A 25,000-nucleotide genomic window follows, 5' to 3' on the forward strand; every position below is an offset into this window, starting at 1 on the left:
AAACGTTTCCGGATCATTGCCTCGAAAATAATAACACCGGCCGGAGCTTACCCACCCGGCCGGTGTCTTGTCGCTTACTTTCCGAGCTTGCCGAGCGCTTCGGTGAGCTCCGGAACCGCCTGGTAGAGGTCGGCGACCAGGCCGTAATCGGCGACCTGGAAGATCGGCGCGTCCTCATCCTTGTTGATGGCGACGATCACCTTGGAGTCCTTCATGCCGGCCAGATGCTGGATCGCGCCGGAGATGCCGACCGCGACATAAAGTTCCGGAGCCACCACCTTGCCGGTCTGGCCGACCTGCCAGTCGTTCGGCGCATAGCCGGCATCGACCGCGGCGCGCGAGGCGCCGACGCCGGCCCCTAGCTTGTCGGCGAGCGGCTCGATGTACTTGGCGAAGTTCTCGCGGCTCTGCATGGCGCGGCCGCCCGAGACGATGATCTTGGCCGAGGTCAGCTCGGGACGGTCGCTCTTGGCGACTTCCTCGCCGACGAACGTCGACAGGCCGGGATCGGCGGCCGCAGCGGCGTTATCGATCGCAGCGCTGCCGCCTTCGCCGGCGGCGGCGAAGGTCGAGGTGCGCACCGTGATCACCTTCTTGGCGTCCTTCGACTTCACGGTCTGGATCGCGTTGCCGGCATAGATCGGCCGCTCGAAGGTGTCGGGGGCGACGACCTTGATGATCTCGGAGACCTGCATGACGTCGAGCAAGGCCGCGACGCGCGGCATCACATTCTTGAAGCGCGAGGTCGCGGGCGCGACGAACGCGTCATAGCCAGGAGCCAGCGCGACGATCAGCGCGGCCAGCGGCTCGGCAAGGTCGTGTTCATAGGCCGGGCCTTCGGCCACCAGCACCTTGGTGACGCCGGCAAGCTTGGCGGCTGCTTCCGCCGCCGCCTTGGTGCCCTGGCCGCCACCGGCAACCAGCACATGGACATCGCCGCCGAGCTGGCTCGCCGCGGTCAGCGCCTTGTTGGTCGCGTCCTTCAGCGTCTCGTGGTCGTGTTCAGCAATCAACAGCGTCGTCATCAGAGAACCCCGGCTTCGGTCTTGAGCTTGTTCACGAGTTCGGCGACGTCCTTGACCTTGACGCCCGCCTTGCGGCCTGCCGGTTCCGCGGTCTTCAGCACTTCCAGACGCGGCGTCACATCGACGCCGTAGTCAGCGACGCTCTTGTCGTCGATCGGCTTCTTCTTCGCCTTCATGATGTTGGGCAGCGACGCATAGCGCGGCTCGTTCAGGCGCAGGTCGGTGGTGACGATCGCCGGGCCCTTGAGCTTGATGGTCTGCAGGCCGCCGTCGACTTCGCGGGTGACCTTGAAGTCGGATCCTTCGACCTCGAGCTTGGAGGCGAAGGTCGCCTGCGACCAGCCGAGCAGCGCGGCCAGCATCTGGCCGGTCTGGTTCGAGTCGTCGTCGATCGCCTGCTTGCCGAGAATGACGAGGCCGGGCTGCTCCGCCTCGACCACCGCCTTCAGGATCTTGGCAACCGCGAGCGGTTCGACATTGCCTTCGGCCTTGACCAGGATGCCGCGGTCGGCACCCATCGCAAGTCCGGTGCGAATGGTCTCGGAGGCCTGCGCCGGTCCGATCGACACCACCACCACTTCGGTCGCCTTGCCGGCTTCTTTCAGCCGCAGCGCTTCCTCGACGGCGATTTCGTCGAACGGGTTCATCGACATCTTGACGTTGGCGAGCTCCACGCCCGTCCCGTCACTCTTGACGCGGACCTTGACGTTGTAGTCGATGACCCGCTTTACCGGCACAAGAACCTTCATCGATCCTCTTTCGCTTTGATTTTATGGGTTTCGGTTGGCTGGCGCGGAACCTAAAGGTCCCGTTTCTCCCGGTCAACGCGCCAAAGCCAAAAAACCGTCCCCCGGTTTTGAACCAGTTTAGCGGTTCTGGCCCGGCACCCACAACACGTCTCCCGCTCCCTTACTGTTCTGGAAGCGGCTGGCAACGAACAGGAAATCCGACAGCCGGTTCATATACTGGATGCCAGCCTGATTGACCGGCTCGTCGGGTTGGGCGGCGAGTTCCACCATCATCCGTTCCGCGCGGCGACATATCGTCCGGGCGAGATGCAGATAGGCAGAGGCAGGCGTGCCGCCGGGCAGCACGAACGAGGTTAGCGGCGCGAGCTGGTCGTTCAGGCTGTCGATATCGCGCTCGAGCCGCTCGACCTGGCTTGCCAGCATCCGCAGACGTTCGGCCTTGCCCTCGCGTTCGGGCACCGCGAGGTCGGCGCCGAGATCGAACAGATCGTTCTGGATCCGGCCGAGCATCGCATCGACCGCGGGGCTGCCGGCAAGATGCAGCCGCACCACGCCGATCGCGGCATTGGTCTCGTCGACCGTGCCATAGGCGGCAATGCGCAGATCGTATTTCGGCCGCCGCTCGCCGGAGCCGAGCGCGGTGGTGCCGTCATCGCCGGTGCGCGTGTAGATCCGATTGAGAACAACCATGGCAGGCTCCGGTGTTCGATGTTCGAGTCCACCACTCCGATCGGGAGAGGTGGAGAATAGCCCGACAAATCTACCTCACCTAACGCCCCATCGCCCAGACCGCGAGCATTGCGATGACGATGGCGACGAACTGCAGCAGCACGCGCAGCCGCATCAGCTTCTGCGACGTGTTCGACGAGCCGCCCTTCATCATATTGATGAGGCCGAGCAGGAGCACCAGCGCGACGGCGCCGACGGCGATGGGAAGAATGATCGTGCTGAGGAGAGATGTCATTTGCGGTACATAACACCGCAGGACGCGGACTTCCACACAGCCCGGCCATGCAACCAACTGGCTTTTCAGCGCGTAATATCAGATGCTGGGTCGGTTCTCGGGCCGAGCGGTTTTCGACAATGCCGGGTGGAATGTGAAGCAGCTTCGTTACGTCACCCACGTCGTGATGGATGCCTTTTACACGTTCCTCGCCGACGACGGCTGGGCGATCGCGAGCCACATCGCGCTGTCGACGCTGATGGCGCTGTTTCCGTTCCTGATCGTGCTGACCTCGGTGGCCGGCTTCTTCGGCTCCAAGCAACTCGCCGACCAGGCGGTCGGGCTGATGCTGCAGGTCTGGCCGCAGCAGGTCGCCGAGGCGCTGTCCGGCCAGATCCACGACGTGCTGACCAACACCCGCGGCGATATCCTGACCATCGGCGCGGTGCTCGCGGTCTACTTCGCCTCCAACGGCGTCGAGGCGCTGCGGGTGGCGCTGAACCGCGCCTATGCCGTGATCGAGCCGCGGCGCTGGTACTGGCTGCGGCTGGAGTCGATCGGCTACACGCTGGTCGCGGCGTTCACCTCGCTCGCGATGGCTTTCCTGATCGTGCTCGGACCGCTGATCATCGAGGCGGCGCGGCGCTATATCCCGTTCTTCGTCGAATCAAACGAGAGCCTGCTCAACACCGCCCGCTACGGCGTCACGATCCTGGCGCTGGTCGTCGCGCTCTTCATCCTGCACGCCTGGCTGCCGGCGGGCCGTCGCAGCTTCACGCAGATCCTGCCCGGCATCATCTTCACCATGGTGGCTTCGCTGCTCTCGGGCATCGGCTTCGGCATGTACCTGGCACGCTTCGCCAACAACTACGTCACGATGTATGCGGGGCTGGCCTCGGTGGTGATCGCACTGGTGTTCCTGTATTTCATCGCCGCGATTTTCGTGTTCGGCGGCGAGTTGAATGCGGCGATCATCAAGTCGCGGTTGCCGCACGGCGTGTCGCTTCATGCAGCGCAGTCGCGAGCGCCCGCGGGGACACAGGCTTGACCAGGAAGCCGTCTGCACCTGCAGCGCGCGCCGCGGCTTCGTCCTCGGCCCGGCCGGAAATCCCGACAATCATGATGCGACCGTGCGGTGGCGGCAGCGCGCGGATGCGCTTGATCGCCTCGATGCCGCCGATGCCGGGCAGCACCATGTCCATCAGCACGGCGTCGAAGGCGCCCTGCACGAGCCGGTCGGGCGCGGCCTCGCCCTGACCGACGAATTCGGCGTGGTGGCCGAGCTCGGTCAGGATCGTGTTGAGCACGACGCGGCCGAACGGATTGTCCTCGACACTGAGCAGCCGCAGCCCTTGCGATAGCAGCGCCGCCGCGCTCTCGCCGGAGGCGGTGCCGGCTGGCCCTTCGGCGGGCGCCAGTTCCACCTTGAGCGTGAAGGTGGTGCCCCCGCCGGCGCGCCGGTCCGCGACGATGTCGCCGCCCATGGCGCGCGCGAGCTGCCTGACGGACGACAGGCCGAGCCCGGCACCGCCGAACCGCGCGGCGATCGAGACGTTGGCCTGCGAGAACGGCCGGAACAGGCGCTTGACCTCCGATAGCATCAGGCCGATCCCGCTGTCGGAGATCGCGAACGCGACGCCGATCTTGTCGCCGGACCTTCCCTTCACCGCGCCCACCGGCACGATACGCAGCTCAATGCTGCCCTGCTCGGTGAACTTCACCGCGTTGTCGATCAGATTTTCCAGCGCCGCGCGCAGGCGGACGGGATCGCCGACCGCGAAGGCAGGCAACTGGTCGGAGACCTCGACGGAAGCCTGCAGCCCCTTGGCCGCCGCGCGGCCGGCCAACGAATCCGCTGCGTGACGCGCCAGCGTGCGCAAGTCGAAGAAATCCTGCCGGATCTCGAGCCCCGGCCCCTCGCTCCGGGCGGCGTCGACGAACAGGGTCGCAAGGCTCGCCAGATGTTCGGCGCCGGCCTTGATGGTGTCGACCCAGCGCCGCTCGCGCTCGCCGAGATCGGATGTCGCGAGCAGATTGCTGATCGCAAGGATTCCGGTGAGCGGCGTCCGCACCTCATGGGCAAAGGCGGCAAGCGCGGCATCGACCATGCCGGGACCGGCCTTCGGGGCCGGCTTGGGCACGGCCCGCTTGCGACGCGGCCTGGCCGCCACCTTGGCGGCGCGGGCCTTGGCCGTTCGTGTCTTGGCAGTCGGTGTCTTGGCAGTCCGTGTCTTGGCAGCACGCGTTTTGGCGGCGCGTGTCTTCGGCGGCGTCCCTTTGGATGGCCGCTTGCTGCGCCGTGCGCGCGATTTTGACGCCATGGTCTCCGTGATCCCCGCCCCGGTCAACAACATGGCATGCCAGGCGTGCCGGAGTCACGGCGACGTTTACGGCGCGCCCGCGCAAAACGCCATCATGCGATCAATTGGCCAGAATCTACGGCAAGCCGACCAGGCGGCGGATATCGGCCGGGCTCGCCCCAGCCGCCCGCAATTCGCGCAGTCCGGTCGCCTGGGTCGATTTCGACAGCTTTTGGCCGGCCGCGTCTCGGATCAGCCGGTGGTGCCGGTAGCTTGGCACGGGCAGGCCGAGCAGTTCCTGCAACAGCCGATGCACGCTGGTCGACCAGAACAGGTCAACGCCCCTGACGACATCGGTAATGCCCTGCAGGGCGTCATCGATCACGACGGAGAGATGGTAGCTGGTTGGGGTCTCCTTGCGCGCCAGGATCACGTCGCCCCAGGCCTCAGGCCGGGCCACGACGTCTCCGCTCTCGCCAGCCGGCCCCTCGCCCGCTTCCTGCCAGCGCAGCTCGCCGGCGTGCGCGCGGGCTGAGGCCATGTCGAGCCGCAACGCGAACGGCACGCCCTGCCCGATCAGCCGGTCGCGCGCCTCGGCCGACAGCGATTTGGCCAGCCCCGGATAGAGCGGCGCGCCGTCCGGATCGCGCGGCCACGCGCCCCCGGCCTCGCGCTCCGCGACCAGCCGCGCGATCTCGGCCCGGCTTTCGAAGCTCGGATAGACCAGCCGCTGGGCCGACAGGCGGTCGATCGCCGCGCCATACGCGGCAAAATGCTCGGACTGCCGCCGCACCGGGGTCTCCCAGGCGATGCCGAGCCAGGCCAGATCCTCATAAATCGCCTGCTCGAATTCCGGCCGGCAGCGCGTCGCGTCGATGTCCTCGATCCGCAGCAGCAAGCGTCCGCCCGACTGCCGCGCGAGGTCGTGGTTGAGCAGCGCCGAATAGGCGTGGCCGAGATGCAGGTAGCCGTTCGGACTCGGCGCGAAGCGGAAAACGGGTGGCATGGTCATCGGTCACGCGTCATTGCCGGGCTTGCCCCGGCGACTCTGGTTCATGCGCCCGGACAAGACTCTGTTACGATAGGAGATCGATGCGCGGGTCAAGCCCGCGCCTGACAAGCCGATGCAGACCCCGCAAATGCTGATTCACCTCGAAACCCAGGCCGACCTCGAAGACGCGATCCAAAAACTGGTCGAGCAGGACCGCCGCCTGCGCCCGATCCTGGAGCTGACCGGCATGCCGGCGATCCGGCAGCGCGAGCCCGGATTTGCCGGGCTTGCCGCGATCATCTGCGGCCAGCAGCTCTCGACCGCGAGTGCGGCGGCGATCTGGGGGCGCGTCAGCACGGCGTTCGACCCGTTCCACCATGACGCGATCCGCAAGGCGCGGGCCGACCGGCTCGACCGGCTCGGGCTGTCGGCGGCCAAGATCAAGACGCTGAAGCACATCGCGCGCGAGCTCGCCGAGGAGCGGCTGAACCTCGACGTCCTTGCCAATGAGGAGGCCGATGCGGCGCACAACACGCTGACGGCGCTGCCCGGGATCGGCCCGTGGACCGCCGATGTCTATCTGCTGTTCTGCCTCGGCCATGGCGATGCCTGGCCCGCGGGCGACCTCGCCGTGCAGGAAGCGGTCAAGGTCGGGCTCGGCTTGAAGGATCGGCCGACGCCGAAGCAGATGGCGCCGCTTGCGGAGCCGTGGCGTCCGCTGCGCGGCGCCGCAGCGCATCTGTGGTGGGCATATTATCGCGTGCTCAGAAATCGCGAGGGCGTGATCGCCGGTGCAAAGTAGTCGTGGAGAAAAACACACCAACTGCGTGATCGCGTGATATAGAATCAGCAGAGATATAGTTTTTCAATTTGCCGGCCTCGCCCATTTTGCACGCGCAGCACGTCCTTATTGCAAGGAGACGGACCTGATTTCTCTCCGTATCCCGCTGACGCTTCTCTCGTTATCCCTGGGCGCGATCGCCGCGGCGTGGTGGTGGCTCGGCGTCCCGGTCAACCTGCCGCGCGCGCCGATCGATCCGAACGACAAGGTGCAATGCATCTCGTACGCGCCGTTCCGTAACAATCAGACATCGCTTTCGCCGGCGACGCAGGTCTCGCCGGAACAGATCGCGGAAGACCTCGCGCAACTCGCGAAGATATCCGACTGCATCCGCACCTATGCGACCGATCTTGGTCTCGATCAGATTCCCGCACTCGCGGCCAAGGCGGGGCTGAAGGTCATCCAGGGCATCTTCCTCGATCGGGACCGCAAGAAGAATGCAACGCAGGTCGCCACCGCGATCCGCCTCGCCCAGGAATATCCGGAAACCATCATCGCGCTCGTGGTCGGCAACGAGGTCTTGCTGCGCAAGGAAATGTCGGCTTCCGACCTTGCCGCCACGATCCGCTCGATCAAGGCGCAGGTCTCCGTGCCCGTCACTTACGCCGACGTCTGGGAATTCTGGCTGAGCAATCGCGAGCTTTCCGACGCCGTCGACTTCGTCACGGTTCACATCCTGCCGTATTGGGAAAATGTTCCAATCCGGGCGGAAGATGCCGCTGCTCACGCCGACGAGATGCGCCGGCAGATCGCCGCGGTCTTTCCAGGCAAGGAAATCTTTATCGGAGAGATCGGCTGGCCCAGCGAGGGGCGCATGCGCGAGTCCGCGCTGCCGTCGCGTATCAATCAGGCGCGGGTGGTTTCGGAGGTCCTCGACCTTGCCCGGCGCGAGCATTTCCGCGTCAACCTGTTCGAGGCCTATGACGAAGGCTGGAAGCGGGAGATCGAGGGCACAGTCGGCGGCTCCTGGGGCCTGTTCGATTCCGAGCAGCGCATGCCGAAATATCCGCCGGGCCAGCCGGTCAGCAATTTTCCGCTCTGGAAGCTGCAAATGGTCAGCGGAATGGCGCTGGCGATCCTGGTCTTCGGCGCGGCATGGCTGACCTTGCGTCGCAAGCCGAGAAAGCCCGCATTCGCGTCATGGCTTGCGGTCGCGCTATCGGCGACCACGGCTGGCATCCTGTTTGGCGTCGCCGAGCAAAGATTGGTCTATGAAAGCTACGGAACGGGAGGCTGGCTTGTCTGGGGCTCGCTGCTGGTGGCGGCCACGGCTTCGCCGGTGTTGAGCGCCAACGCCCTGATGTCGGGCCGCGCACCGCCCAGCTTTTTCGAAGTGTTGGGTCCGAAGGGCCACCACACTGAATCGGTGCTGGCGACCCTGCACGGACTGGCCTTGATGATCACCGTCGTGATCGGCACGGCGACCGCAATCGGCCTCGTGTTCGACCCGCGCTTCATTGATTTTCCCTTCGCGCCTCTCACCATGGCGGCGGTGCCCTTTGCTGCCGTGACGCTGCTCAATCCTCCCACGAAGGGAATCCGCCCACTGGCGGAGTCGATCTTTGCCGGCATTTTCATTGCAACGGCGATCTACACAGGATTCAACGAAGGGGCGGAGAACTGGCAGTCGCTATGGACCTGCGCGGCCTTCCTTCTGCTCGCAGTGACGCTGTTGCGGGCGCGTGCCTGACAACGCGCTCTAGCCGCGCAGCCTGACGCGATCCTCGCGCGCGCAGTCGGTGACGAAGCCGATGACGGCGCGCACCGCGGGAAGCTCGACCAGATCGGGATGGGCGAGCAGCCAGAGATCGGAGAGGCTCGAGAGCTTTTGCGGCGCGACCCGCACCAGATCGGGGTAGTCGGCCCCGACCAGGCAGGACAGCGCGCAAATCCCGAGCCCAGCCCGCGCCGCTGCCAGCATGTCGCCTTGCGAGGAACAGCGCATCACCAGCGTGCCCTGCCGGGTGATGACATCGCTCCAGCGCGCCAGATGCGCGTTCGAGGCTTGGTCGGCAAAGCCGATCACATGGTGGCCCCGCCACTCGTCCCGCCGCTCCGGCAGCTTGCGGCCTGCCGCATAGTCGCGGGAAGCGTAGAAGCCGGTGCCGAGCCGCCCGATCTTGCGCCCGATCAGGTTCTCCTCGCCCGCATCGACCGGCCGTAGCACCACGTCGGCCTCGCGGCGGCGCACGCTGGCCGGGAACGGATGGGTGATGATCTCGAGCTGGATGCTGGCGTGATCGCGCAGGAACGGACCGAGGCGCGGCATCAGCCAGTGCGCGGCCAGCGTCGCGCCGATCGACAGCTTCACGACACCGCGCGCCTGCCCACCGGTGGCGGACGCGGCCGCCTCCGCGCGCAAGGCAGCCGCGGCCATCGCTTCGGCGTGCTCGCGGAATTTGCGGCCATGCGACGTCAGCGACAGGCCGTCATTGGAACGCGCGAACAGGCGGGTGCCGAGTTGCTGCTCGAGCGCCGCGACGTTGCGGCCGACGGTGGGATGGCTGATGCGCAGCCGCCGAGCCGCCCCGGCAAGGCTGCGTGTCTCCGCCACCGCGACGAATGTCTTGCAAAGCTCCCAGTCCATGCCACTCCCCTTCTTGCGACATCGTTCATTTCTGGTCGATCCGATGTTCAATATTGAACGTCATGACCGAGCCGTCCAGCCTTATATTGCCGCGCCAAGAGCGCCACCGCTCCAGCCATCACAATAAATCGCGATCCGCCCCGGCTGCCGGCCGGGCGACGCGCATGGAGGATCCGAAAATGACGCTGCCCGTTTCGCTCGCCAACAGGCTTGAACTGCCGGTCGTCGGCTCCCCGCTGTTCATCGTCTCGGGGCCCGAGCTCGTGATCGCGCAGTGCAAGGCCGGCATCGTCGGCTCGTTCCCGGCGCTGAACGCCCGCCCGGCCGAAAAGCTCGACGAATGGCTGACCCAGATCGAGAACGAGCTCGGCGAGTACCAGGCGCTGCATCCGGAAAAGAAGGTCGCACCCTACGCCGTCAACCAGATCTGCCACGCCTCCAACGACCGGCTGATGCGCGACATGGAAACCTGCGTGAAGCACAAGGTACCCGTGATCATCACCTCGCTGCGCCCGCCGTCCGAGATCGTCGAGGCCGCGCACTCCTATGGCGGCGTGGTGTTCCACGACGTCATCAACGTGAAGCACGCGCGCAAGGCCGCCGAGCAGGGCGTCGACGGCCTGATCCTGGTCTGCGCCGGCGCCGGCGGCCATGCCGGCACGCTGTCGCCGTTCGCGCTGGTGCGCGAGGTCAAGCAATGGTTCAAGGGCACGATCCTGCTGTCGGGCGCGATCTCCGACGGCTGGAGCATCGCATCCGCGCTCGCGCTCGGCGCCGACCTCGCCTATATCGGCACCCGCTTCATCGCGACCGAGGAAGCCAACGCGGATATCAGGTACAAGCAGGCGCTGACCGAATACGCCGCGCACGACATCATCTATTCGAACCTGTTCACCGGCGTGCACGGCAACTATCTCGGACCGTCGATCGCGGCGGCAGGCCTCGATCCGGGCAATCTGCCGGCCGCCGACAAATCCAGCATGAACTTCGGCTCCGGCGGCAACATGAAGGCCAAGGCCTGGCGCGACATCTGGGGCTCGGGCCAGGGCATCGGCCAGATCACCGACGCCCCGCCGGTCGCCGAACTGGCGGCGCGGCTCAAGTCCGAGTTCGCCGCGGCGCGCGGCGACTTCCTGCGCGCCAGCGCCTGACGCTGTTTCACAAAGTCCGGGAGCGAACCATGAAACGAGCGCAACACGCGCTGGCAGCTGCGCTTGCGGTCTGCGCGATCGCCAGCACGGCCGCCGCCGACAACGGCAACGAAGCGATCCGGATCGGCCAGACGCTGCCCTATAGCGGACCGGTCTCCGGCTTCGGCACCATCGGCCGCGCCCAGGAAGCGTTTTTCGCGAAGGTCAACGCGGAGGGCGGCATCAACGGCCGGCAGGTGAAATTCATCACGTTGGACGACGCCTATTCGCCGCCGAAGACCGTCGAGCAGACCCGCAAGCTGGTGGAGCAGGAGGAGGTGCTGATGATGTTCGGCTCGCTCGGAACCGCCACCAACAACGCCGTGCACCGCTATCTCAACAGCAAGAAGATCCCGCAATTGTTCGTGCTGAGCGGCGCGACCAAATGGGCCGACCCGAAGACTTATCCGTGGACCATGCCAGGCATGGCGTCCTACGAATCTGAGGGCGTGGTCTATGCCAAATATGTGCTGCAGGCCAAGCCCGACGCAAAGATCGCGATCCTTGCGCAGAACGACGATTTCGGCCGCGACTATGTCGCCGGCTTCAAGCGTGCGCTCGGCGGCAAGGCCGCGAGCATGATCGTCGCGGAAGCGAGCTACGAGACCTCAGCGCCCACCATCAGCTCGCAGCTCGCGACCCTGAAGGCGTCCGGTGCCGATGTGCTGTTCGGTGTCGTGCTCGGCAAGTTCACGCCGCAGATGATCAAGGGCGTGGCCGAGATCGGCTGGAAGCCGGACCTGTTCTTCGTGCCGACCTCCGCGTCGTCGATCTCGTTCCTGGAGCCCGCCGGGCTCGAGAACGCGGTCGGCCTGATCTCGTCCAGCAACCAGAAGGACACGATGGATGCGCTATGGGCCGATGATCCCGCCGTGAAGGACTATCTTGCCTTCATGAAGCAGTACCTGCCCAATGCGGACCTCAGCAACTCGAACTACTCGGCGGGCTATCATTATGCGACATTGCTGATGGCCGTGCTGAAGGCCTGCAAGAACGATTTCAGCCGCGAAAACATCATGCGCCAGGCGGCGTCATTGCGCGACGTTCCGCTGCCGCTATTGTTGCCGGGCATGACGGTATCGACCGGGCCGGACGACTACCTGCCGTTCCAGCAGTTGCGGCTGCGCCGGTTCAACGGCAAGAGCTGGATCAGCTTCGGCGAGATCCTGGACGATCGCTAGAAGACGAGGCGCGACATGATCATCAGCGGCGAAAGACAGATCAGCTACGGCGACATTCACGCCCGCATCGCGCGGGCGGCCAGCGGCTTCCGGGCGCTCGGCGTGCAGGGCGGCAAGCCGGTCGGCATGATGCTGCGCAACGATTTCGCGCTGTTCGAGGTGGTCGCGGCTTCGGCCGCGCTCGGCAGCCCGGTGGTGCCGATCAACTGGCATCTGAAGGCCGACGAGGTCGCCTACATCCTGTCCGACAGCGGCGCCGACACGCTGGTCTGCCACGCCGATCTGCTGCCGCAGATCCGCGACGGGCTACCGCCGGCAATCAAGCTGCTCGTGGTGACGACGCCGCCGGAGATTGCCGCGGCCTATGGCGTGGCGCCGGCGCTCACCCGCGTGCCCGACGGCATGACCGACTGGGACGTCTGGCGGGAGACGCACCAACCACTGACCGACGCACCGATCGGCGCGGCGCCGATGTTCTACACGTCGGGCACCACTGGACTGCCGAAGGGCGTCAAGCGCAAGCCGATGCGGCCCGAGCAGCAGGCGGCAGCCGCGCGGGTCGGTGCCATCACCTACGGCGTCAAGCCGAACGAGGATCAGGTGATCCTGATGAACGGCCCGATGTATCATTCGGCGCCGCACTCCTACGGGATGCTCGCGTTCCGCAACGGCTGCGTGATCGTGCTCGAGCCGCGCTTCGATCCGGAGGATCTGCTGCAACTGATCGAGCGCCACCATGTCACCCACATGCATATGGTGCCGACCATGTTCGTGCGGCTGCTGCGCCTGCCCGAGGAGACGCGGCGCCGCTACGACCTGTCGTCGCTGCGCTTCATCGTCCATGGCGCGGCGCCCTGCCCTGTCGACGTCAAGCGCGCGATGATCGAGTGGTGGGGACCGGTCATCAACGAATATCTCGGCTCGACCGAGACCGGCATCCCGGTCTGGCATTCGTCAGCCGAAGCGCTGGCCAAGCCCGGCACCGTCGGCCGCGCGATCGAGGGCGGCATCGTCAAGATCTTCCGGCCCGACGGGACGCAATGCGACGTCGGCGAGCCCGGCGAGATCTTCATGCGTCAGACGTTGATCTCGGACTTCGACTATCACGGCAATGCCAAGGCGCGCTCCGAGGCCGATCACGACGGCCTGATCAGCGTCGGCGATGTCGGCTATCTCGACGCGGGCGGCTATCTGTTCCTGTGCGACCGCAAGCGCGACATGGTGATCTCGGGCGGCGTCAACATCTATCCCGCCGAGATCGAGAATGCCCTTATCGGCATGGCAGGCGTCCGCGACTGCGCGGTGTTCGGCGTTCCCGACGACGAATACGGCGAGCGGCTGTTCGCCTGCGTCGAGCCGGAAGCCGGCGCGACCCTGTCGATCAGCGCGATCCAGGATTTTCTCCGCGGCAAGCTCGCCAACTTTAAGGTGCCCAAGGATATCCGCTTCATGGACGCGCTGCCGCGGGAAGCCACCGGCAAGATCTTCAAGCGCAAGCTGCGCGACCTCTACCGCGAAGGACAGCTTCGCTGAACGATGTGACGGCGAAGCGAACGGCGTTTGAAACTTAGTTGCTGTTGCAAAAGGCCGGCAATCGACGCAACGATGCCGGCGCATCGGAAGCTGGGATCATCGCCATGAACTCGACCGACTTCATCGTCATCCGCAACGACCTGCAACAGTGCAAGGTGATCGAGACGCAGTTGCCCGATGCCGCGGCGCTGCCGGCCGATGCGCTGCTGGTGAAGGTGACCCGCTTCGCCTTCACCGCCAACAACATCACCTACGCCGTGATCGGCGAGCAGCTGAAATACTGGCATCTGTTCCCGGCGCCCGAGGGCTACGGCATCATCCCGGTGTGGGGCTTTGGCGAGGTGCTGATCTCGAAACATCCGATGATCGCCGTCGGCGAAACGCTGTTCGGCTATCTCCCGATGGCGGCCCATCTGGTGATCGAGGCGGCCGACGTCAACAAGCGCGGCCTGCGCGATGGCGCGGCACACCGGCAGGAGGTCTCGCCGGTCTACAACGCCTATGCCGCGTCTCCGGCGATCCGACCTATGCCGGTCAGCAGGGCGATTTCCGCGCACTGCTGCTGCCCTTGTTCATGCTGTCGTTCCTGGTCGACGACGCCCTCGCCGAGAATGCGTTCTACGGCGCACGCCGCGTCATCCTGTCGTCGGCCTCGAGCAAGACCGCGTTCGGCCTCGCCCATCTCGTGCACAAGCGGGGTATCCCCGTGATCGGGCTGACCTCCAAGGGCAATGTCGATTTCGTCAGCTCGCTCGGTTGCTATGACGAGGTCGTCACCTATGACCAGGTCGCCGCGATCCCGGCGGCCGAGCCGACAGCCTATGTCGACATGGCCGGCAACAGTGCGCTGCGCGAAAGTCTGCACCGGCACTTCGGCGCGCAGATGGTCTATTCCGGCCGGGTCGGGCTGACGCACCGTGCGAGCGAGCCGGAGGAGCCGACGCTGCCAGGCGCCAAGCCGGTCTGGTTCTTCGCCCCGGACCAGATCCGCAAGCGCGCCAAGGAATGGGGTCCCGGCGGCATCGACCAGCGTTTTGGCGCCGCATGGGCGGAGCTCGTGCCGCATCTGCCGAATTGGCTTGACGTGGTCGAGCGGCGCGGCCCGGCCGCGGTGCGCGAGGCCTATCTCGATACCCTGCAAGGCCGCGTTCCACCGGATCAAGGCCTGATCCTGTCGCTGGCCGAATAGGCGCTATCTCGTCGCGCCCTTTCTGCACGCCTTCGAATGGGTATAGGCTTCGCGGAAAGGGAACGCCGCCAAGAAAATATCAGCAAGGCGGCCGATGGCGAGAAACGCTCAATGCTCGACAAGACGGACGATATTTCGGTCGCCGCCGACAATTGGCTTGTGCAGTTCGAAGATGCGCTGGCGAGCCCGGACGATGTGCTGCTGAAGCCACTGTTCCATCCCGACAGCTACTGGCGCGACGTGCTGGCGCTGAGCTGGAACATCCAGACCGTCAACCGGGCCTTCGCGATCATCGAGGAGCTGCCGGCGCATGCGCGTCGCAGCGCGCCGCATGACTTCCGCATCGATGCCGAGCGCGCGGCGCCGCGCCGGGTGACGCGCGCCGGCACCCATGCGATCGAGGCGATCTACAAATTCGAGACGGCGGTCGGCCGCGGCCATGGCATCGTGCGGCTGATCCCCGATGCCGCCGACGACGATCGCCTGAAGGCCTGGACCTTGCTGACGGCGCTCGAGGAGCTGAAGGGTTTTGAGGAGCAGCAGGGCCACACCAGGCCGCGCGGGCAGGCCTATTCGCGCGACTTCCGCGGCCCCAACTGGCTCGACCTGCGCAAGGCATCCGCCGAATACGCCGACCGCGACCCCGACGTGCTGGTGGTCGGCGGCGGACAGGCGGGGCTTGCGATCGCCGCGCGGCTGCAGCAGCTCAAGGTCGACGCGCTGATCGTCGACCGCGAGGCGCGCGTCGGCGACAATTGGCGCAAGCGCTATCACGCACTGACCCTGCACAACCAGGTGCAGGTCAATCATTTGCCCTACATGCCGTTCCCGCCGAACTGGCCGACCTACATCCCGAAGGACAAGCTCGCCAACTGGTTCGAAGCCTATGTCGACGCCATGGAGCTGAACTTCTGGACCGGTACGGAATTTGTCGGCGGCAGTTATGACGATGCGAACGGACGCTGGAGCGTCGAGTTGCGCCGCGCCGACGGCACGACACGCAAGATGAAGCCGCGCCATGTCGTGATGGCGACCGGCGTCAGCGGCATTCCCAATCTGCCCGACATCCCCGGCCTGAAGAATTTTTCCGGCAAGGTGATGCATTCCAGCCGCTACGAGGACGGCGAGAACTGGACCGGCAAGCGCGCGCTGGTGATCGGTACCGGCAACAGCGGCCACGACATCGCGCAGGACCTGCACTCATCGGGCGCCGAGGTCACACTGGTACAGCGCTCCTCGACGCTGATCACCAATATCGAGCCGTCGGCGCAGCTGGCCTATGCCGCCTACAATGAAGGTACGCTCGAGGACAATGATCTGATCGCGACCTCGATGCCGCTCGTGCTCGCCAAACGCAGCCATGTGCTGATGACCGAGCAGTCGAAAGAGCTCGACAAGCCGCTGCTCGACGGCCTCACGCGCAAGGGCTTCAAGCTTGATTTCGGCGATGGCGGCACCGGCTGGCAGTTCAAATACCTGACCCGCGGCGGTGGCTATTACTTCAACGTCGGCTGCTCCGATCTCGTCGCGAGCGGCGCGGTCGCCCTGCAGCAATTCACCGACATCGACACCTTCGTCAGCGAGGGCGCGCGGCTGAAAGACGGCGAGATCAATGCCGCCGACCTGATCGTGCTCGCGACCGGCTACCGGCCGCAGGAAGAGCTGGTGAAGAAGCTGTTCGGCGAGGCGATGGCCGCGCGCGTCGGCCCGATCTGGGGCTTCGGCGACGGCCAGGAGCTGCGCAACATGTACACCCGCACGCCGCAGCCCGGCCTGTGGTTCATCGCCGGCAGCCTCGCGCAATGCCGCATCAATTCGCGCTATCTCGCATTGCAGATCAAGGCGATCGAGGAAGGCCTGTTGCCGCGCGACGTCGGGCCACGGGCGGATTTTTCCTAACCCCACCATCGTCATTCCGGGCTGGTCGAAGGACCAGACCCGGAATCTCGAGCTTCCGGGTTCGATGCTGCGCATCGCCCCGGAATGACGGCTCAGAGGAGAGACAACATGCCAATCACCCTCGGCACCGGCGAACACCGCTATCGCGTGGTGGAGAACTTCGCAAAACTGCCCGACGGCTGGAGCCTGACCGATGTCGCGTCCGTCGCAGTCGACAGCAAGGACCGTGTCTATGTCTTCAACCGCGGCGACCATCCGATGGTGGTGCTCGACCGCGCAGGGAATTTCATCAAGAGCTGGGGCGAAGGCGTGTTCTCGCGTGCCCACGGCCTGCATATCGACGCCGACGACAATCTCTATTGCACCGATGACGGCGACCACACCGTGCGCAAATGCTCGACCGACGGCAAGGTGCTGCTGACGATCGGCATCCCGAACAAGCCGGCGCCGTTCATGAGCGGCGAGCCGTTCCACCGCTGCACCCATACCGCGCTGTCGCCGAAGGGCGAGATCTATGTCTCCGATGGCTACGGCAATGCCTGCGTCCACAAATACGCGCCGGATGGCAAGCTGATCAAAACCTGGGGCGAGCCCGGCACCGACCCCGGCCAGTTCAACATCGTGCACAACATCGCGACCGACGCCGATGGCTGGGTCTATGTCGCCGACCGCGAGAACCACCGCGTCCAGGTGTTCGACGGCAACGGTAAATACGAGACGCAGTGGAACAACCTGCACCGGCCCTGCGCGCTGTGCTGCTGCGGCGGTGGCAAGCAGCCGAACTTCGTGATCGGCGAACTCGGCCCTGGCATGGCGGTGAATCGCAAGGTGCCCAATCTCGGCCCGAGACTGTCGATCGTGGATCACACCGGCAAGCGCATCGCGCGCCTCGGCGGCGAGCAAGGCCCCGGCGTCGAGACCGGCAAATTCCTGGCGCCGCACGGCATCGCGCTGGATTCCCGCGGCGACATCTATGTCGGCGAAGTCGGCGTCACCGACTGGAAGACCAGCTTTCCGGACACCGAGATGCCGGCCGCGGTGCGCGTGACGCGGTGCCTGCAGAAGCTGGAGAAGGTTTAGATTCAGTCTCCCACCGTCACTCCATCACCGTCACCCTGAGGAGCGCGCATCGCGCGCGTCTCGAAGGGTCGACGGCCCCCGGCTGGTGGCCGTGCATCCTTCGAGACGCCGCTTCGCGGCTCCTCAGGATGACGGGTCGAAAAGCGTTCCCGCGCAATCAAATCTCGCCGATCACCTCGCGGCGGCGCTGCTCGGATTCTTCCGCGTAGCGCCGCATGGCGTGCGCTTCGGTGAGCAGGCCGATCGGCCGGCGGTCACCTTCGACCACGGCGAGCGATTCCGCTTCGGCCGCGTCGAACACCGCGATCGCCTCCTGCACGTTCATGCCGGGATGCAGCACCACATCGGCATAGCGCAGAATCGCGGCAAGCCCCTTGTCGGCCTCGATATCGGGCGCATGCGCTTCGGCGACCAGCGCAAGCCCGGCGTAATGCCCCTCGCCGTCGACCGCGACGACCTGGGTCTTCGAGCCCGGGGGGAATTCCTCGCGGAACGCCTCGATCGGCATCGCGGCGTTCACCGTCGTCATGTCCTGCCGCATCATCTTGCCGACCGTGAGATCGCGGATCCAGCCGATATCGGCGGCGCTGCGGATGGTCTCGCCGCGCAGATGCAATCGCCAGGTCGCGAACGAATAGCCGAACAGCTCGCGCGTGATCGTGGTCGAGATGATGACCGCGACCAGCACCGCGGTGGTAAGCCAGAGGTTGCCGGTGGATTCCAGCGCGATGAACGACATCGTCAGTGGACCGCCGATCACCGAGGCCGACAGCGCGCTCATGCCGATCACCGCATAGGCGTTGGGGTCGAGGTTCAGCCCCGGCCACACGATGTCGACGCCGGCGGCGAACAGCCGGCCGCCGAGCGCGCCCATGAACAGCGTGGCGAAGAACAATCCGCCACGAAAGCCCGAGCCGAGCGAGATGATCGAGGCCACCGCCTTCAGCGCGAACACGCCGGCGATGAAGGCAAGCGGCATCGCCACGATGCCGGCGAAGCGCAGCGCGCCATGGCCCGACGACATCACCTGCGGCGTCAATAGCGCCATCGCGCCGACCGCAAGCCCGCCGAGCGCCGGCCGCAGCGGCGGCCACAGCCGGCTCTTGGTCAGCAGCGCCTCGCACAGCGTCACCCCGCGCATGATCGCAATGCCGGTCAGGGCCGCGACCATGCCGAGCAGCGCTGCAATCGCAAGATCCCGTCCAAGCACATCGCCGACGGTTCCGACGCCGACGCCGAGCGGCAGCGGTTCGAAGGCATGGGCAACGAAGTAGCCGGTCACCGCCGCCACGCCGACCGGGGTCAGGCTGGCCGGCGTATAGCCGCCGATCACAAGCTCGAAAGCGTAGAACGCACCCGCAAGCGGCGCGCTGAAGGCGCCGGCGATCGCCGCCGCCGCACCGCAGCCCACCATGATTCGCTGGTCGTTGCGGCGGAGGTGAAAGCCGCGCCCGAGCGAGGCGGCGAGGCCGCTGGAGAGCTGGGTGTAGCCGGCCTCGAGCCCGACCGAGCCGCCGACGCCGCTTGACCAGATCGTCTGCAGCACCACGATCACGCTGCCGCGGAACGACATCCGCCCGCCATAAAGCGCGTTGGCCTCGATCGGGTCGATTTCGCGGGCCGGCCGCACCCGGAGCAACAGAAGGAATGCAAATCCCAGCAGGCCGCCGATCGTGGGAACCACGAGCGCGCGCACGGGATCGATGCTGGGCTGGCTCGACAACCGGTCGCCGAGCGGCAGATTGAACAGTACCGAATGCAGCACCGTGACGAGGCCGCTCATGACCGCCACCACGAGGCCGCCAATGGCGCCGATCAGCACCGCCAGCACCACAAGGCTCGTCTCGTGCGCGCGCACGAACGCGCGCAACCGGCGCGGCGCCTCGAGATAGCTTGAGGTCGTGGTCATCGGCAGGGTCCGTCACTGGCCGACAGGGCCTTGCGGCTCCCTTTACGGGCCTCGCGGGCGGGAGGCAATCGGGGCAGGAACATGGCAGGGCGCGGCGGATAAGCCGCTCATTGCTCTTCACAATCCCGTCACGCTGCCTGTAGTATGTGAGTGCATGCTGCTTCGCAGCTAGTGGGAGTCAGGAGCGTTATTTGAACGCACATGTCTCGCAAGGCGGTTGGCCGGTGCTGGTCTTGAATGCGGACTTCCGGCCGCTGAGTTATTACCCGCTGTCGCTCTGGTCCTGGCAGGACGCGATCAAGGCGGTGTTCCTCGATCGTGTCAACATCGTCGAATATTACGACCGGGCGGTACGAAGTCCTTCCTTCGAAATCCAGCTGCCGAGCGTCGTATCCCTCAAGTCCTTCGTCAAGCCGACCACCCACCCCGCCTTCACCCGGTTCAACGTTTTCCTGCGCGACCGATTCAGCTGCCAGTATTGCCTGTCGGGCGACGATCTCACCTTCGATCACATCATTCCGCGCAGCAAGGGTGGCCAGACCACCTGGGAAAACGTCGTCGCCGCCTGCTCGCCCTGCAATTTGCGCAAGGGCAATCTGACGCCGCAGCAGGCCAGGATGTTTCCGAAGCAGACGCCCTACGCCCCGACCGTGCATCAGCTGCATCGCAACGGCCGGCTGTTTCCGCCGAACTATCTGCACGAGAGCTGGCTCGATTATCTCTACTGGGATACTGAGCTCGATCCGTAGACCGCGCTGGCGCGCGCCATCCTTACACCGAATGCAAGCCGCACTGCTGTGATCTGGATCAGGCGGGTCGCTTGGTGAGGGCCGCTTCACCCTCCTCGCGCCCGGGAACGCTGACGTGGACCTCGTGCCCCATCCTGATCGCCAGAGCCGCGGCGGCCGCCGCGGATTCGAATGCAGCTTCCTTGGTGGCGTATCCGCCGTTGAGATTGCCGTCGTGCAGGACGCCCCATTCCTCGCCGGCTGCAATCACCGCATATTGAGCCAATCCCATCGTCTCCTCCTTGCGCCAGCGGCGCTGCGTCAGGTCTCATTCCGCTTGTATCGCTCGCGGACGACCTCCTCGCCGGCCTGCACCGTGCGCCTGCTGCGAAAATGGTGTTGAAGCACGCCGAAGATCAAAGCGGTCAGCAGCGCGAGCGCTCCGATGCCGTAGATGATCTCAAGGCCCATATCCATTTGGTCTCTCCAGGCCTTGTTCTCAAAGCCTTGTTCTCGAAGCCTTGCTCTCTTGCCGCCCGCCGGGGCGGCATCGTTCATCCGCTCTTCGCGGCACTGTCGATGCTTTCGCGGTGAATTTCGCGGGCGTCGCTGCCGATCACCGAGATGTAGCCGCGGCCCAGATATTCCTGTCGGGTCTCCGCAAGGTCGATGGCGAGCCGCTTGGCCACCGCAATGGCTTCATCGCGGTCGGCAACCGGCTGACCGGTTGCATCGATCACACGCTCATCATTCACGATCGCGAAATGAAAGGCGGACATTGGCTATCTCCGCGCATCAATGCGTGTTCGATTCATGCCACTTTTCCAGGTCCGGCTTCTCGTCTCCGGAGGCCTTCGCGTCTCCTGAGCGCCTCGCATCTCCGGAGCGCTGCTCCTTCTCCGGGTTTCCCTTCCACGGCTTGTCGGTTTGCGCGTGGGAACCCCAGTCGCTCGAGCGTCCGGAATCCTGCGTTACCGGCTTTCTGTTCATGACAATCTCCTCAAGAACAGAAGCATCTGTATCCCGATGTGTTCCTAACCCGCCGCGCTCAAGGTCCGCCCGCAACCGAGCATAACCAGCGCATCGAGGTCGATCCCGCAGCAGTACTGACACTCCCTCACGCAGGATCGCATTCGCGTGATCATCCGCGATGTTCGTACTATATCGTTGCATCCTAATAGTTCGTATCCTATCTAGTTTACATGCCTTCACAGTCCCATATCCACGCCGAGATCGGCCGCCTGGTGACCAGGCTGGCCCGGATCTGGCGCCGCGAGTCGGATCAGGCCTTGTCCGACCACGGACTGTCCTACGCGACGGCGATTCCGCTGCTGGTGTTGTCGCGCCAGGGGGAAAACGTCCGGCAAGGCGTGCTTGCGGATGAATTGGGAATCGAGGGGCCTTCACTGGTGCGGCTGATCGATCTGCTGCAGTCCGAAGGCCTGGTCGAGCGTCGCGAGGACCCGACCGACCGGCGCGCCAAGACGCTGCATCTCACCGCGGCCGGCGGAGCCAAGGTCGAGGAGATCAATCGGGTGCTGCGTCGCGTACGGGCCAGCCTGCTGAAGGATATCGGCAGCGCGGAACTTGCGGTAACCTTCGAGACGCTGCAGCTCATCGAGCAGCGGGCGAGCCGCCTGCAGGACGCCAGGACTGCGCCAGCCAGGACTGCTCCAGAGGCGAAATAGTCATGCGCGCGGAAGAGCCGTTCATGGTCCGCCACGCGGATCTCATCTTCGCGTTGAAGACGTTCGCGGCGTCGATGCTGGCGCTTGTCATCGCCCTGGCGATCGATCTGCCGCGTCCCTATTGGGCGATGGCGACGGTCTACATCACCTCGCAGCCGCTGGCCGGCGCGACCAGCTCGAAGGCGTTCTTCCGCGTGATCGGTACGCTGGTCGGCGCGAGCGTCACGGTCGCCCTGGTGCCGAACCTGGTCAATGCACCGGAGCTACTGTGCCTCGCGATCGCGCTCTGGGTCGGGCTCTGTCTCTATTTATCGCTGCTCGACGGCACGCCGCGCAGCTATGTCTTCATGCTGGGCGGATATACCGTCGCGCTGATCGGCTTTCCGTCGGTGGCCGAACCGGGCAGCATCTTCGATGTAGCGCTGGCACGAGTCGAGGAGATCTCGCTCGGCATCATCTGTGCGAGCCTGGTGTCGACGGTGGTGTTTCCCCGCAGCGTCGCGCCGGCGGTCGGCGGCCGCATCAGGAGTTGGCTGTCGGATGCGCGCCGTCTGTCCCGCGACGTGCTGCTTGACCGCGGGACCGGCGAGACGCGCCGGGCCCAACGCCTCCGTCTTGCGACCGACATTGTCGAGATCGATACGCTGGCGACCCATGTCGCCTATGACCGGCTGGCCGACGCCGGCACCGTGCGTGGCCTCGGCGAGGTCCGGCTGCGCATGCTGATGCTGTTGCCGATCATCACGTCGATCGAAGACCGGCTTACCGCACTTGGCGAAGCGGCGCTGCAACGGCAACCGGAGCTGCGACGCCTGATCGGCGATCTCGCCGCATGGATCGTGGACGAGGACCGCCAGCGGCAATCCGGCGAGCAGATCCGCACCGCAATCGCCGAGCGGCAATCTGCGCTCGACGGTATCGCGCCGCGGGAACGCATCATCACGATCAGCCTGCTGCTCCGGCTGCGCGAGCTTGCCGACATTTCGGCCGACTGCCGCGCGCTGGGCGATGCGATCACCGCGGGCCGGGATATCTCCAGCGTCCAGCTGGCGTTCCACCCGGAGTCGGGGGCCGCACCGGTCCGTCATCGCGACCACGGCATGGCGCTGTGGTCGGCCGCGGGCGCGGCGGTCGCCATCCTGATCTGCTGCGGCCTGTGGATTGCGACCGGCTGGGCCGATGGCGCCTCGGCGCCGATGATGGCGGCGGTCGCCTGCTCCTTCTTCGCCGCACAGGACGAGCCTGCGCGCAGCATCCGGGCCTTCGGCCTGTTTTCACTGGTCGCGATCGTCATCGTGGCAATCTATCAGTTCGCGCTGGTGCCCGGCATCTCCCATGTCGAGGTCCTGATCGCGGCACTGGCGCCGACCTTCCTCCTGTACGGCTTTTTGATCGCACGACCCAAGACCGCGCCGATCGGCATGGCGCTCGCCGCCAACACCGCGACGCTGCTCGCGCTGCAATCGACCTACAGCGCGGATTTCGCCAGTTTCGCCAACACGTCGGTCGCCTTCTTCCTCGGTGTTGTGATCGCGGAGATCGTGACGCGGATCGCGCGCGGCGTCGGCGCCGAATGGATCGCCAAGCGGTTGATGAAGTCGAGTTGGCAGACGCTCGCGGTCGCGGCCGAACGGCGCGGCCACGGCGATCGCGCGCAGTTTGCCGGCCTGATGCTGCATCGGCTCGGGCTATTGGTCCAGCGGATCGCCTTCATCTCCGAGAGCGACCGCCGCGATGCCGACAGCCTGGTCCAGCTCCGCATCGGGCTCAACATCATCGACCTCCGGCGGGCCCGCTACGGCCTCGCCGCAGTGACCGTGCGTGCCATCGACGACATGCTGGACGACCTCGCGGCGGCGTTTCGCGCCCGTGCGGACCAGGCAATGCCGGCCGAACTGTTGTCATGCATCGATGCGGCGCTGACCGCGGTCGTCAAGGACCCCAATGAGCGCGCGCGGGACGATGCGTTGCTCGGCCTCGTCGGCATCCGCCGCGGCCTGTTTCCGGATGCACCCGCGTATCGATCGCAGCCCGAGGAGAGCTTTGCCGCATGAGATATGAGCTCGACATTTACGGCGTGCTCGTTCCGGCGCTGCTGCTGTGGCTGATCGTTGCCTATGCATTGAGCGCGGTGGCGAGCCGGATCATGCAGCGCTTCGGGTTCTACCGGCTGGTGTGGCATCGCGCGTTGTTCAATTTCGCCCTGTATGTATGCCTGCTCGGCGTCGTGGTTTATCTTTCGGAGTTTCTGCCATGAAAGGGAATTTCGCCTGGCTCGGCCGGGTTGCGCTGACCGCGGTCGCCGTCATCGCTGCACTCGCTGTCGCTCGCGCGCTCTGGGTCTACTATATGGAATCGCCGTGGACCCGCGACGGCAGGGTTCGCGCCGACGTGATCCAGGTGGCTCCCGACGTCTCCGGCTTCGTCACCGACGTGCTGGTCAGGGACAATCAGCCGGTGCGTCGCGGCGACATCCTGTTCCGGATCGATCGCGCCCGCTTTGCCCTGGCGCTGAAGCAGGCCGATGCTGCGGTCGCCGGCCATCGCGCGACGCTGGATCAGGCCGACGCCGACCTCAAACGCTACAGCTCGCTGACCACCGATGCGGTGTCGCAGCAGAAGCAGGAGCAGGTTCTGGCGACGCAGCTGCAGGCCAAGGCGGCCTATGACCAGGCGGTCGCCGACCGCGCCGTCGCGCAGCTCAATCTGGATCGCAGCGAGGTGCACGCTTCGGTGAACGGCACCATCACCAATATGGACCTGCGGCCGGGCGCTTACGTCACCGCAGGCAAGGGCGTGATGGCGCTGGTCGACACCGACACGCTGCATGTGGAGGGCTATTTCGAGGAGACCAAGCTCGCGCGCATTCGCGTCGGCGACAAGGCGCAGATCCGGCTGATGGGCGAGCCGGTGCGGCTCACCGGACATGTCGAGAGCATTGCGGCCGGCATCGAGGATCGCGACCGCGCGGCAGGCGCGAGCCTGCTCGCAAACGTCAACCCGACCTTCAGCTGGGTTCGGCTCGCACAGCGCATCCCCGTGCGCATCGCGCTGGACCACCTGCCGGATCGCATCGCGCTGGTCGCCGGCCGTTCGGCGACGGTCGAGATCATGGACTAGCCGGCTGGCCGGGCGCATCCGCGGCGACAGCATCGAGCCGGTGCACC

General features: G+C 65.7%; 25 protein-coding genes and 1 pseudogene. 14 read left to right on the forward strand and 12 right to left on the reverse strand.

All coding sequences use genetic code 11. The features are described from left to right. Positions 1 to 74: 74 nt before the first annotated feature. The 4 genes from ACVI1L_RS08805 to ACVI1L_RS08820 all read right to left on the reverse strand — a co-directional run bounded on the left by ACVI1L_RS08805 (position 75) and on the right by ACVI1L_RS08820 (position 2,738). Positions 75 to 1,025: an electron transfer flavoprotein subunit alpha/FixB family protein gene (locus ACVI1L_RS08805; RefSeq protein WP_057017750.1), complete on the reverse strand. Its 951-nt coding sequence runs from the start codon at positions 1,023 to 1,025 to the stop codon at positions 75 to 77. Continuing rightward, positions 1,025 to 1,774, reverse strand: coding sequence for an electron transfer flavoprotein subunit beta/FixA family protein (locus tag ACVI1L_RS08810; RefSeq protein ID WP_456782704.1), 750 nt, complete (start codon positions 1,772 to 1,774; stop codon positions 1,025 to 1,027). Before ACVI1L_RS08810 ends, ACVI1L_RS08805 begins: the two co-directional genes overlap by 1 nt. 117 nt (positions 1,775 to 1,891) lie before the next feature. Then, positions 1,892 to 2,464 carry a cob(I)yrinic acid a,c-diamide adenosyltransferase gene (locus tag ACVI1L_RS08815; RefSeq protein ID WP_168857829.1) on the reverse strand — a complete coding sequence of 191 codons (573 nt, stop codon included), beginning with the start codon at positions 2,462 to 2,464 and terminating at the stop codon, positions 1,892 to 1,894. Between the two features lie 79 nt (positions 2,465 to 2,543). Further along, positions 2,544 to 2,738 (reverse strand): twin transmembrane helix small protein, encoded by a 195-nt coding sequence (locus ACVI1L_RS08820; RefSeq protein ID WP_456782705.1) that lies wholly within the window; start codon positions 2,736 to 2,738, stop codon positions 2,544 to 2,546. Positions 2,739 to 2,904: 166 nt separating this feature from the next. Between ACVI1L_RS08820 and ACVI1L_RS08825 the strand changes: the two genes are divergently transcribed. Beyond that, complete coding sequence (locus ACVI1L_RS08825) at positions 2,905 to 3,765, forward strand: YihY/virulence factor BrkB family protein (protein ID WP_370143883.1); 861 nt, start codon at positions 2,905 to 2,907, stop codon at positions 3,763 to 3,765. Here the strand turns inward: ACVI1L_RS08825 and ACVI1L_RS08830 are convergent. Both ACVI1L_RS08830 and gluQRS read right to left on the reverse strand, forming a co-directional pair. Next, positions 3,692 to 5,038 (reverse strand): ATP-binding protein, encoded by a 1,347-nt coding sequence (locus ACVI1L_RS08830; protein WP_456782706.1) that lies wholly within the window; start codon positions 5,036 to 5,038, stop codon positions 3,692 to 3,694. The two genes, ACVI1L_RS08825 and ACVI1L_RS08830, sit on opposite strands and share 74 nt — an antisense overlap. Before the next feature lie 115 nt (positions 5,039 to 5,153). Then, entirely contained in the window at positions 5,154 to 6,023 is an 870-nt protein-coding gene (gene gluQRS / locus ACVI1L_RS08835) for a tRNA glutamyl-Q(34) synthetase GluQRS (protein WP_456785527.1), read from the reverse strand. Positions 6,024 to 6,156: 133 nt separating this feature from the next. Between gluQRS and ACVI1L_RS08840 the strand changes: the two genes are divergently transcribed. Further along, positions 6,157 to 6,810 (forward strand): DNA-3-methyladenine glycosylase family protein, encoded by a 654-nt coding sequence (locus tag ACVI1L_RS08840; RefSeq protein WP_456785528.1) that lies wholly within the window; start codon positions 6,157 to 6,159, stop codon positions 6,808 to 6,810. Positions 6,811 to 6,976: 166 nt separating this feature from the next. Then, positions 6,977 to 8,539 carry a glycoside hydrolase family 17 protein gene (locus tag ACVI1L_RS08845; protein ID WP_456785529.1) on the forward strand — a complete coding sequence of 521 codons (1,563 nt, stop codon included), beginning with the start codon at positions 6,977 to 6,979 and terminating at the stop codon, positions 8,537 to 8,539. Between the two features lie 9 nt (positions 8,540 to 8,548). Here ACVI1L_RS08845 and ACVI1L_RS08850 read toward each other — a convergent pair whose 3' ends face one another. Beyond that, entirely contained in the window at positions 8,549 to 9,436 is an 888-nt protein-coding gene (locus tag ACVI1L_RS08850; RefSeq protein WP_456782707.1) for a LysR family transcriptional regulator, read from the reverse strand. A 179-nt stretch (positions 9,437 to 9,615) separates the two neighbouring features. On the opposite strand from ACVI1L_RS08850, the gene ACVI1L_RS08855 reads away from it, so the two are divergent. The 6 genes and pseudogenes from ACVI1L_RS08855 (at position 9,616) to ACVI1L_RS08880 (ending at position 17,508) form a co-directional block, all read left to right on the forward strand. Then, a complete protein-coding gene (locus ACVI1L_RS08855; RefSeq protein ID WP_456782708.1) occupies positions 9,616 to 10,587 on the forward strand; it encodes an NAD(P)H-dependent flavin oxidoreductase in 972 nt (323 codons plus the stop codon). A gap of 29 nt (positions 10,588 to 10,616) precedes the next feature. After that, a complete protein-coding gene (locus ACVI1L_RS08860; RefSeq protein ID WP_456782709.1) occupies positions 10,617 to 11,807 on the forward strand; it encodes an ABC transporter substrate-binding protein in 1,191 nt (396 codons plus the stop codon). Between the two features lie 15 nt (positions 11,808 to 11,822). After that, entirely contained in the window at positions 11,823 to 13,340 is a 1,518-nt protein-coding gene (locus tag ACVI1L_RS08865) for an acyl-CoA synthetase (protein ID WP_456782710.1), read from the forward strand. Between the two features lie 104 nt (positions 13,341 to 13,444). Then, positions 13,445 to 14,529: pseudogene (locus ACVI1L_RS08870) on the forward strand (DUF2855 family protein). 111 nt (positions 14,530 to 14,640) lie between these two features. Continuing rightward, positions 14,641 to 16,428 (forward strand): flavin-containing monooxygenase, encoded by a 1,788-nt coding sequence (locus tag ACVI1L_RS08875; RefSeq protein WP_456782711.1) that lies wholly within the window; start codon positions 14,641 to 14,643, stop codon positions 16,426 to 16,428. A 108-nt stretch (positions 16,429 to 16,536) separates the two neighbouring features. Further along, the gene (locus ACVI1L_RS08880; RefSeq protein ID WP_456782712.1) at positions 16,537 to 17,508 is read left to right on the forward strand and encodes a peptidyl-alpha-hydroxyglycine alpha-amidating lyase family protein; all 972 of its coding nucleotides are present in this window, start codon (positions 16,537 to 16,539) and stop codon (positions 17,506 to 17,508) included. 157 nt (positions 17,509 to 17,665) lie between these two features. Here the strand turns inward: ACVI1L_RS08880 and ACVI1L_RS08885 are convergent, their stop codons facing one another. Beyond that, positions 17,666 to 19,417 (reverse strand): chloride channel protein, encoded by a 1,752-nt coding sequence (locus ACVI1L_RS08885; protein WP_456782713.1) that lies wholly within the window; start codon positions 19,415 to 19,417, stop codon positions 17,666 to 17,668. A 191-nt stretch (positions 19,418 to 19,608) separates the two neighbouring features. Between ACVI1L_RS08885 and ACVI1L_RS08890 the strand changes: the two genes are divergently transcribed. After that, the gene (locus ACVI1L_RS08890; RefSeq protein ID WP_168857820.1) at positions 19,609 to 20,166 is read left to right on the forward strand and encodes an HNH endonuclease; all 558 of its coding nucleotides are present in this window, start codon (positions 19,609 to 19,611) and stop codon (positions 20,164 to 20,166) included. A gap of 58 nt (positions 20,167 to 20,224) precedes the next feature. Here ACVI1L_RS08890 and ACVI1L_RS08895 read toward each other — a convergent pair whose 3' ends face one another. The 4 genes from ACVI1L_RS08895 to ACVI1L_RS08910 are packed head-to-tail and all read right to left on the reverse strand — an operon-like array spanning position 20,225 to position 21,135. Then, positions 20,225 to 20,437 carry a hypothetical protein gene (locus tag ACVI1L_RS08895; protein WP_028333636.1) on the reverse strand — a complete coding sequence of 71 codons (213 nt, stop codon included), beginning with the start codon at positions 20,435 to 20,437 and terminating at the stop codon, positions 20,225 to 20,227. A gap of 29 nt (positions 20,438 to 20,466) precedes the next feature. Then, positions 20,467 to 20,703: a hypothetical protein gene (locus ACVI1L_RS08900; protein WP_456782714.1), complete on the reverse strand. Its 237-nt coding sequence runs from the start codon at positions 20,701 to 20,703 to the stop codon at positions 20,467 to 20,469. Continuing rightward, on the reverse strand, positions 20,700 to 20,924 hold the full coding sequence (locus ACVI1L_RS08905; RefSeq protein WP_456782715.1) for a DUF6894 family protein: 225 nt from the start codon (positions 20,922 to 20,924) through the stop codon (positions 20,700 to 20,702). Before ACVI1L_RS08905 ends, ACVI1L_RS08900 begins: the two co-directional genes overlap by 4 nt. Positions 20,925 to 20,940: 16 nt before the next feature. Beyond that, complete coding sequence (locus ACVI1L_RS08910) at positions 20,941 to 21,135, reverse strand: hypothetical protein (RefSeq protein ID WP_076827404.1); 195 nt, start codon at positions 21,133 to 21,135, stop codon at positions 20,941 to 20,943. Between the two features lie 212 nt (positions 21,136 to 21,347). On the opposite strand from ACVI1L_RS08910, the gene ACVI1L_RS08915 reads away from it, so the two are divergent. The 4 genes from ACVI1L_RS08915 to ACVI1L_RS08930 are packed head-to-tail and all read left to right on the forward strand — an operon-like array spanning position 21,348 to position 24,953. Next, positions 21,348 to 21,833 (forward strand): MarR family winged helix-turn-helix transcriptional regulator, encoded by a 486-nt coding sequence (locus ACVI1L_RS08915; RefSeq protein ID WP_057017738.1) that lies wholly within the window; start codon positions 21,348 to 21,350, stop codon positions 21,831 to 21,833. A 2-nt stretch (positions 21,834 to 21,835) separates the two neighbouring features. Next, positions 21,836 to 23,887, forward strand: coding sequence for an FUSC family protein (locus tag ACVI1L_RS08920; RefSeq protein ID WP_456782716.1), 2,052 nt, complete (start codon positions 21,836 to 21,838; stop codon positions 23,885 to 23,887). Continuing rightward, positions 23,884 to 24,090: a DUF1656 domain-containing protein gene (locus ACVI1L_RS08925; protein WP_092080457.1), complete on the forward strand. Its 207-nt coding sequence runs from the start codon at positions 23,884 to 23,886 to the stop codon at positions 24,088 to 24,090. The genes ACVI1L_RS08920 and ACVI1L_RS08925 overlap by 4 nt, the downstream gene beginning before the upstream one ends. Beyond that, positions 24,087 to 24,953, forward strand: coding sequence for an efflux RND transporter periplasmic adaptor subunit (locus tag ACVI1L_RS08930; protein WP_225646561.1), 867 nt, complete (start codon positions 24,087 to 24,089; stop codon positions 24,951 to 24,953). The genes ACVI1L_RS08925 and ACVI1L_RS08930 overlap by 4 nt, the downstream gene beginning before the upstream one ends. Positions 24,954 to 25,000: the final 47 nt, after the last annotated feature.

Source organism: Bradyrhizobium sp. USDA 4516, assembly GCF_054055915.1.

Coding starts and splice junctions, on each gene's coding strand:
- ACVI1L_RS08805 (WP_057017750.1), bottom strand. CDS start 1,025: ATGACGACGCTGTTGATTGCTGAACACGACCACGAGACGCTGAAGGAC.
- ACVI1L_RS08810 (WP_456782704.1), bottom strand. CDS start 1,774: ATGAAGGTTCTTGTGCCGGTAAAGCGGGTCATCGACTACAACGTCAAG.
- ACVI1L_RS08815 (WP_168857829.1), bottom strand. CDS start 2,464: ATGGTTGTTCTCAATCGGATCTACACGCGCACCGGCGATGACGGCACC.
- ACVI1L_RS08820 (WP_456782705.1), bottom strand. CDS start 2,738: ATGACATCTCTCCTCAGCACGATCATTCTTCCCATCGCCGTCGGCGCC.
- ACVI1L_RS08825 (WP_370143883.1), top strand. CDS start 2,905: ATGGATGCCTTTTACACGTTCCTCGCCGACGACGGCTGGGCGATCGCG.
- ACVI1L_RS08830 (WP_456782706.1), bottom strand. CDS start 5,038: ATGGCGTCAAAATCGCGCGCACGGCGCAGCAAGCGGCCATCCAAAGGG.
- gluQRS (WP_456785527.1), bottom strand. CDS start 6,023: ATGCCACCCGTTTTCCGCTTCGCGCCGAGTCCGAACGGCTACCTGCAT.
- ACVI1L_RS08840 (WP_456785528.1), top strand. CDS start 6,157: ATGCTGATTCACCTCGAAACCCAGGCCGACCTCGAAGACGCGATCCAA.
- ACVI1L_RS08850 (WP_456782707.1), bottom strand. CDS start 9,436: ATGGACTGGGAGCTTTGCAAGACATTCGTCGCGGTGGCGGAGACACGC.
- ACVI1L_RS08855 (WP_456782708.1), top strand. CDS start 9,616: ATGACGCTGCCCGTTTCGCTCGCCAACAGGCTTGAACTGCCGGTCGTC.
- ACVI1L_RS08860 (WP_456782709.1), top strand. CDS start 10,617: ATGAAACGAGCGCAACACGCGCTGGCAGCTGCGCTTGCGGTCTGCGCG.
- ACVI1L_RS08865 (WP_456782710.1), top strand. CDS start 11,823: ATGATCATCAGCGGCGAAAGACAGATCAGCTACGGCGACATTCACGCC.
- ACVI1L_RS08875 (WP_456782711.1), top strand. CDS start 14,641: ATGCTCGACAAGACGGACGATATTTCGGTCGCCGCCGACAATTGGCTT.
- ACVI1L_RS08880 (WP_456782712.1), top strand. CDS start 16,537: ATGCCAATCACCCTCGGCACCGGCGAACACCGCTATCGCGTGGTGGAG.
- ACVI1L_RS08885 (WP_456782713.1), bottom strand. CDS start 19,417: ATGACCACGACCTCAAGCTATCTCGAGGCGCCGCGCCGGTTGCGCGCG.
- ACVI1L_RS08895 (WP_028333636.1), bottom strand. CDS start 20,437: ATGGGATTGGCTCAATATGCGGTGATTGCAGCCGGCGAGGAATGGGGC.
- ACVI1L_RS08900 (WP_456782714.1), bottom strand. CDS start 20,703: ATGAACGATGCCGCCCCGGCGGGCGGCAAGAGAGCAAGGCTTCGAGAA.
- ACVI1L_RS08905 (WP_456782715.1), bottom strand. CDS start 20,924: ATGTCCGCCTTTCATTTCGCGATCGTGAATGATGAGCGTGTGATCGAT.
- ACVI1L_RS08910 (WP_076827404.1), bottom strand. CDS start 21,135: ATGAACAGAAAGCCGGTAACGCAGGATTCCGGACGCTCGAGCGACTGG.
- ACVI1L_RS08915 (WP_057017738.1), top strand. CDS start 21,348: ATGCCTTCACAGTCCCATATCCACGCCGAGATCGGCCGCCTGGTGACC.
- ACVI1L_RS08920 (WP_456782716.1), top strand. CDS start 21,836: ATGCGCGCGGAAGAGCCGTTCATGGTCCGCCACGCGGATCTCATCTTC.
- ACVI1L_RS08925 (WP_092080457.1), top strand. CDS start 23,884: ATGAGATATGAGCTCGACATTTACGGCGTGCTCGTTCCGGCGCTGCTG.
- ACVI1L_RS08930 (WP_225646561.1), top strand. CDS start 24,087: ATGAAAGGGAATTTCGCCTGGCTCGGCCGGGTTGCGCTGACCGCGGTC.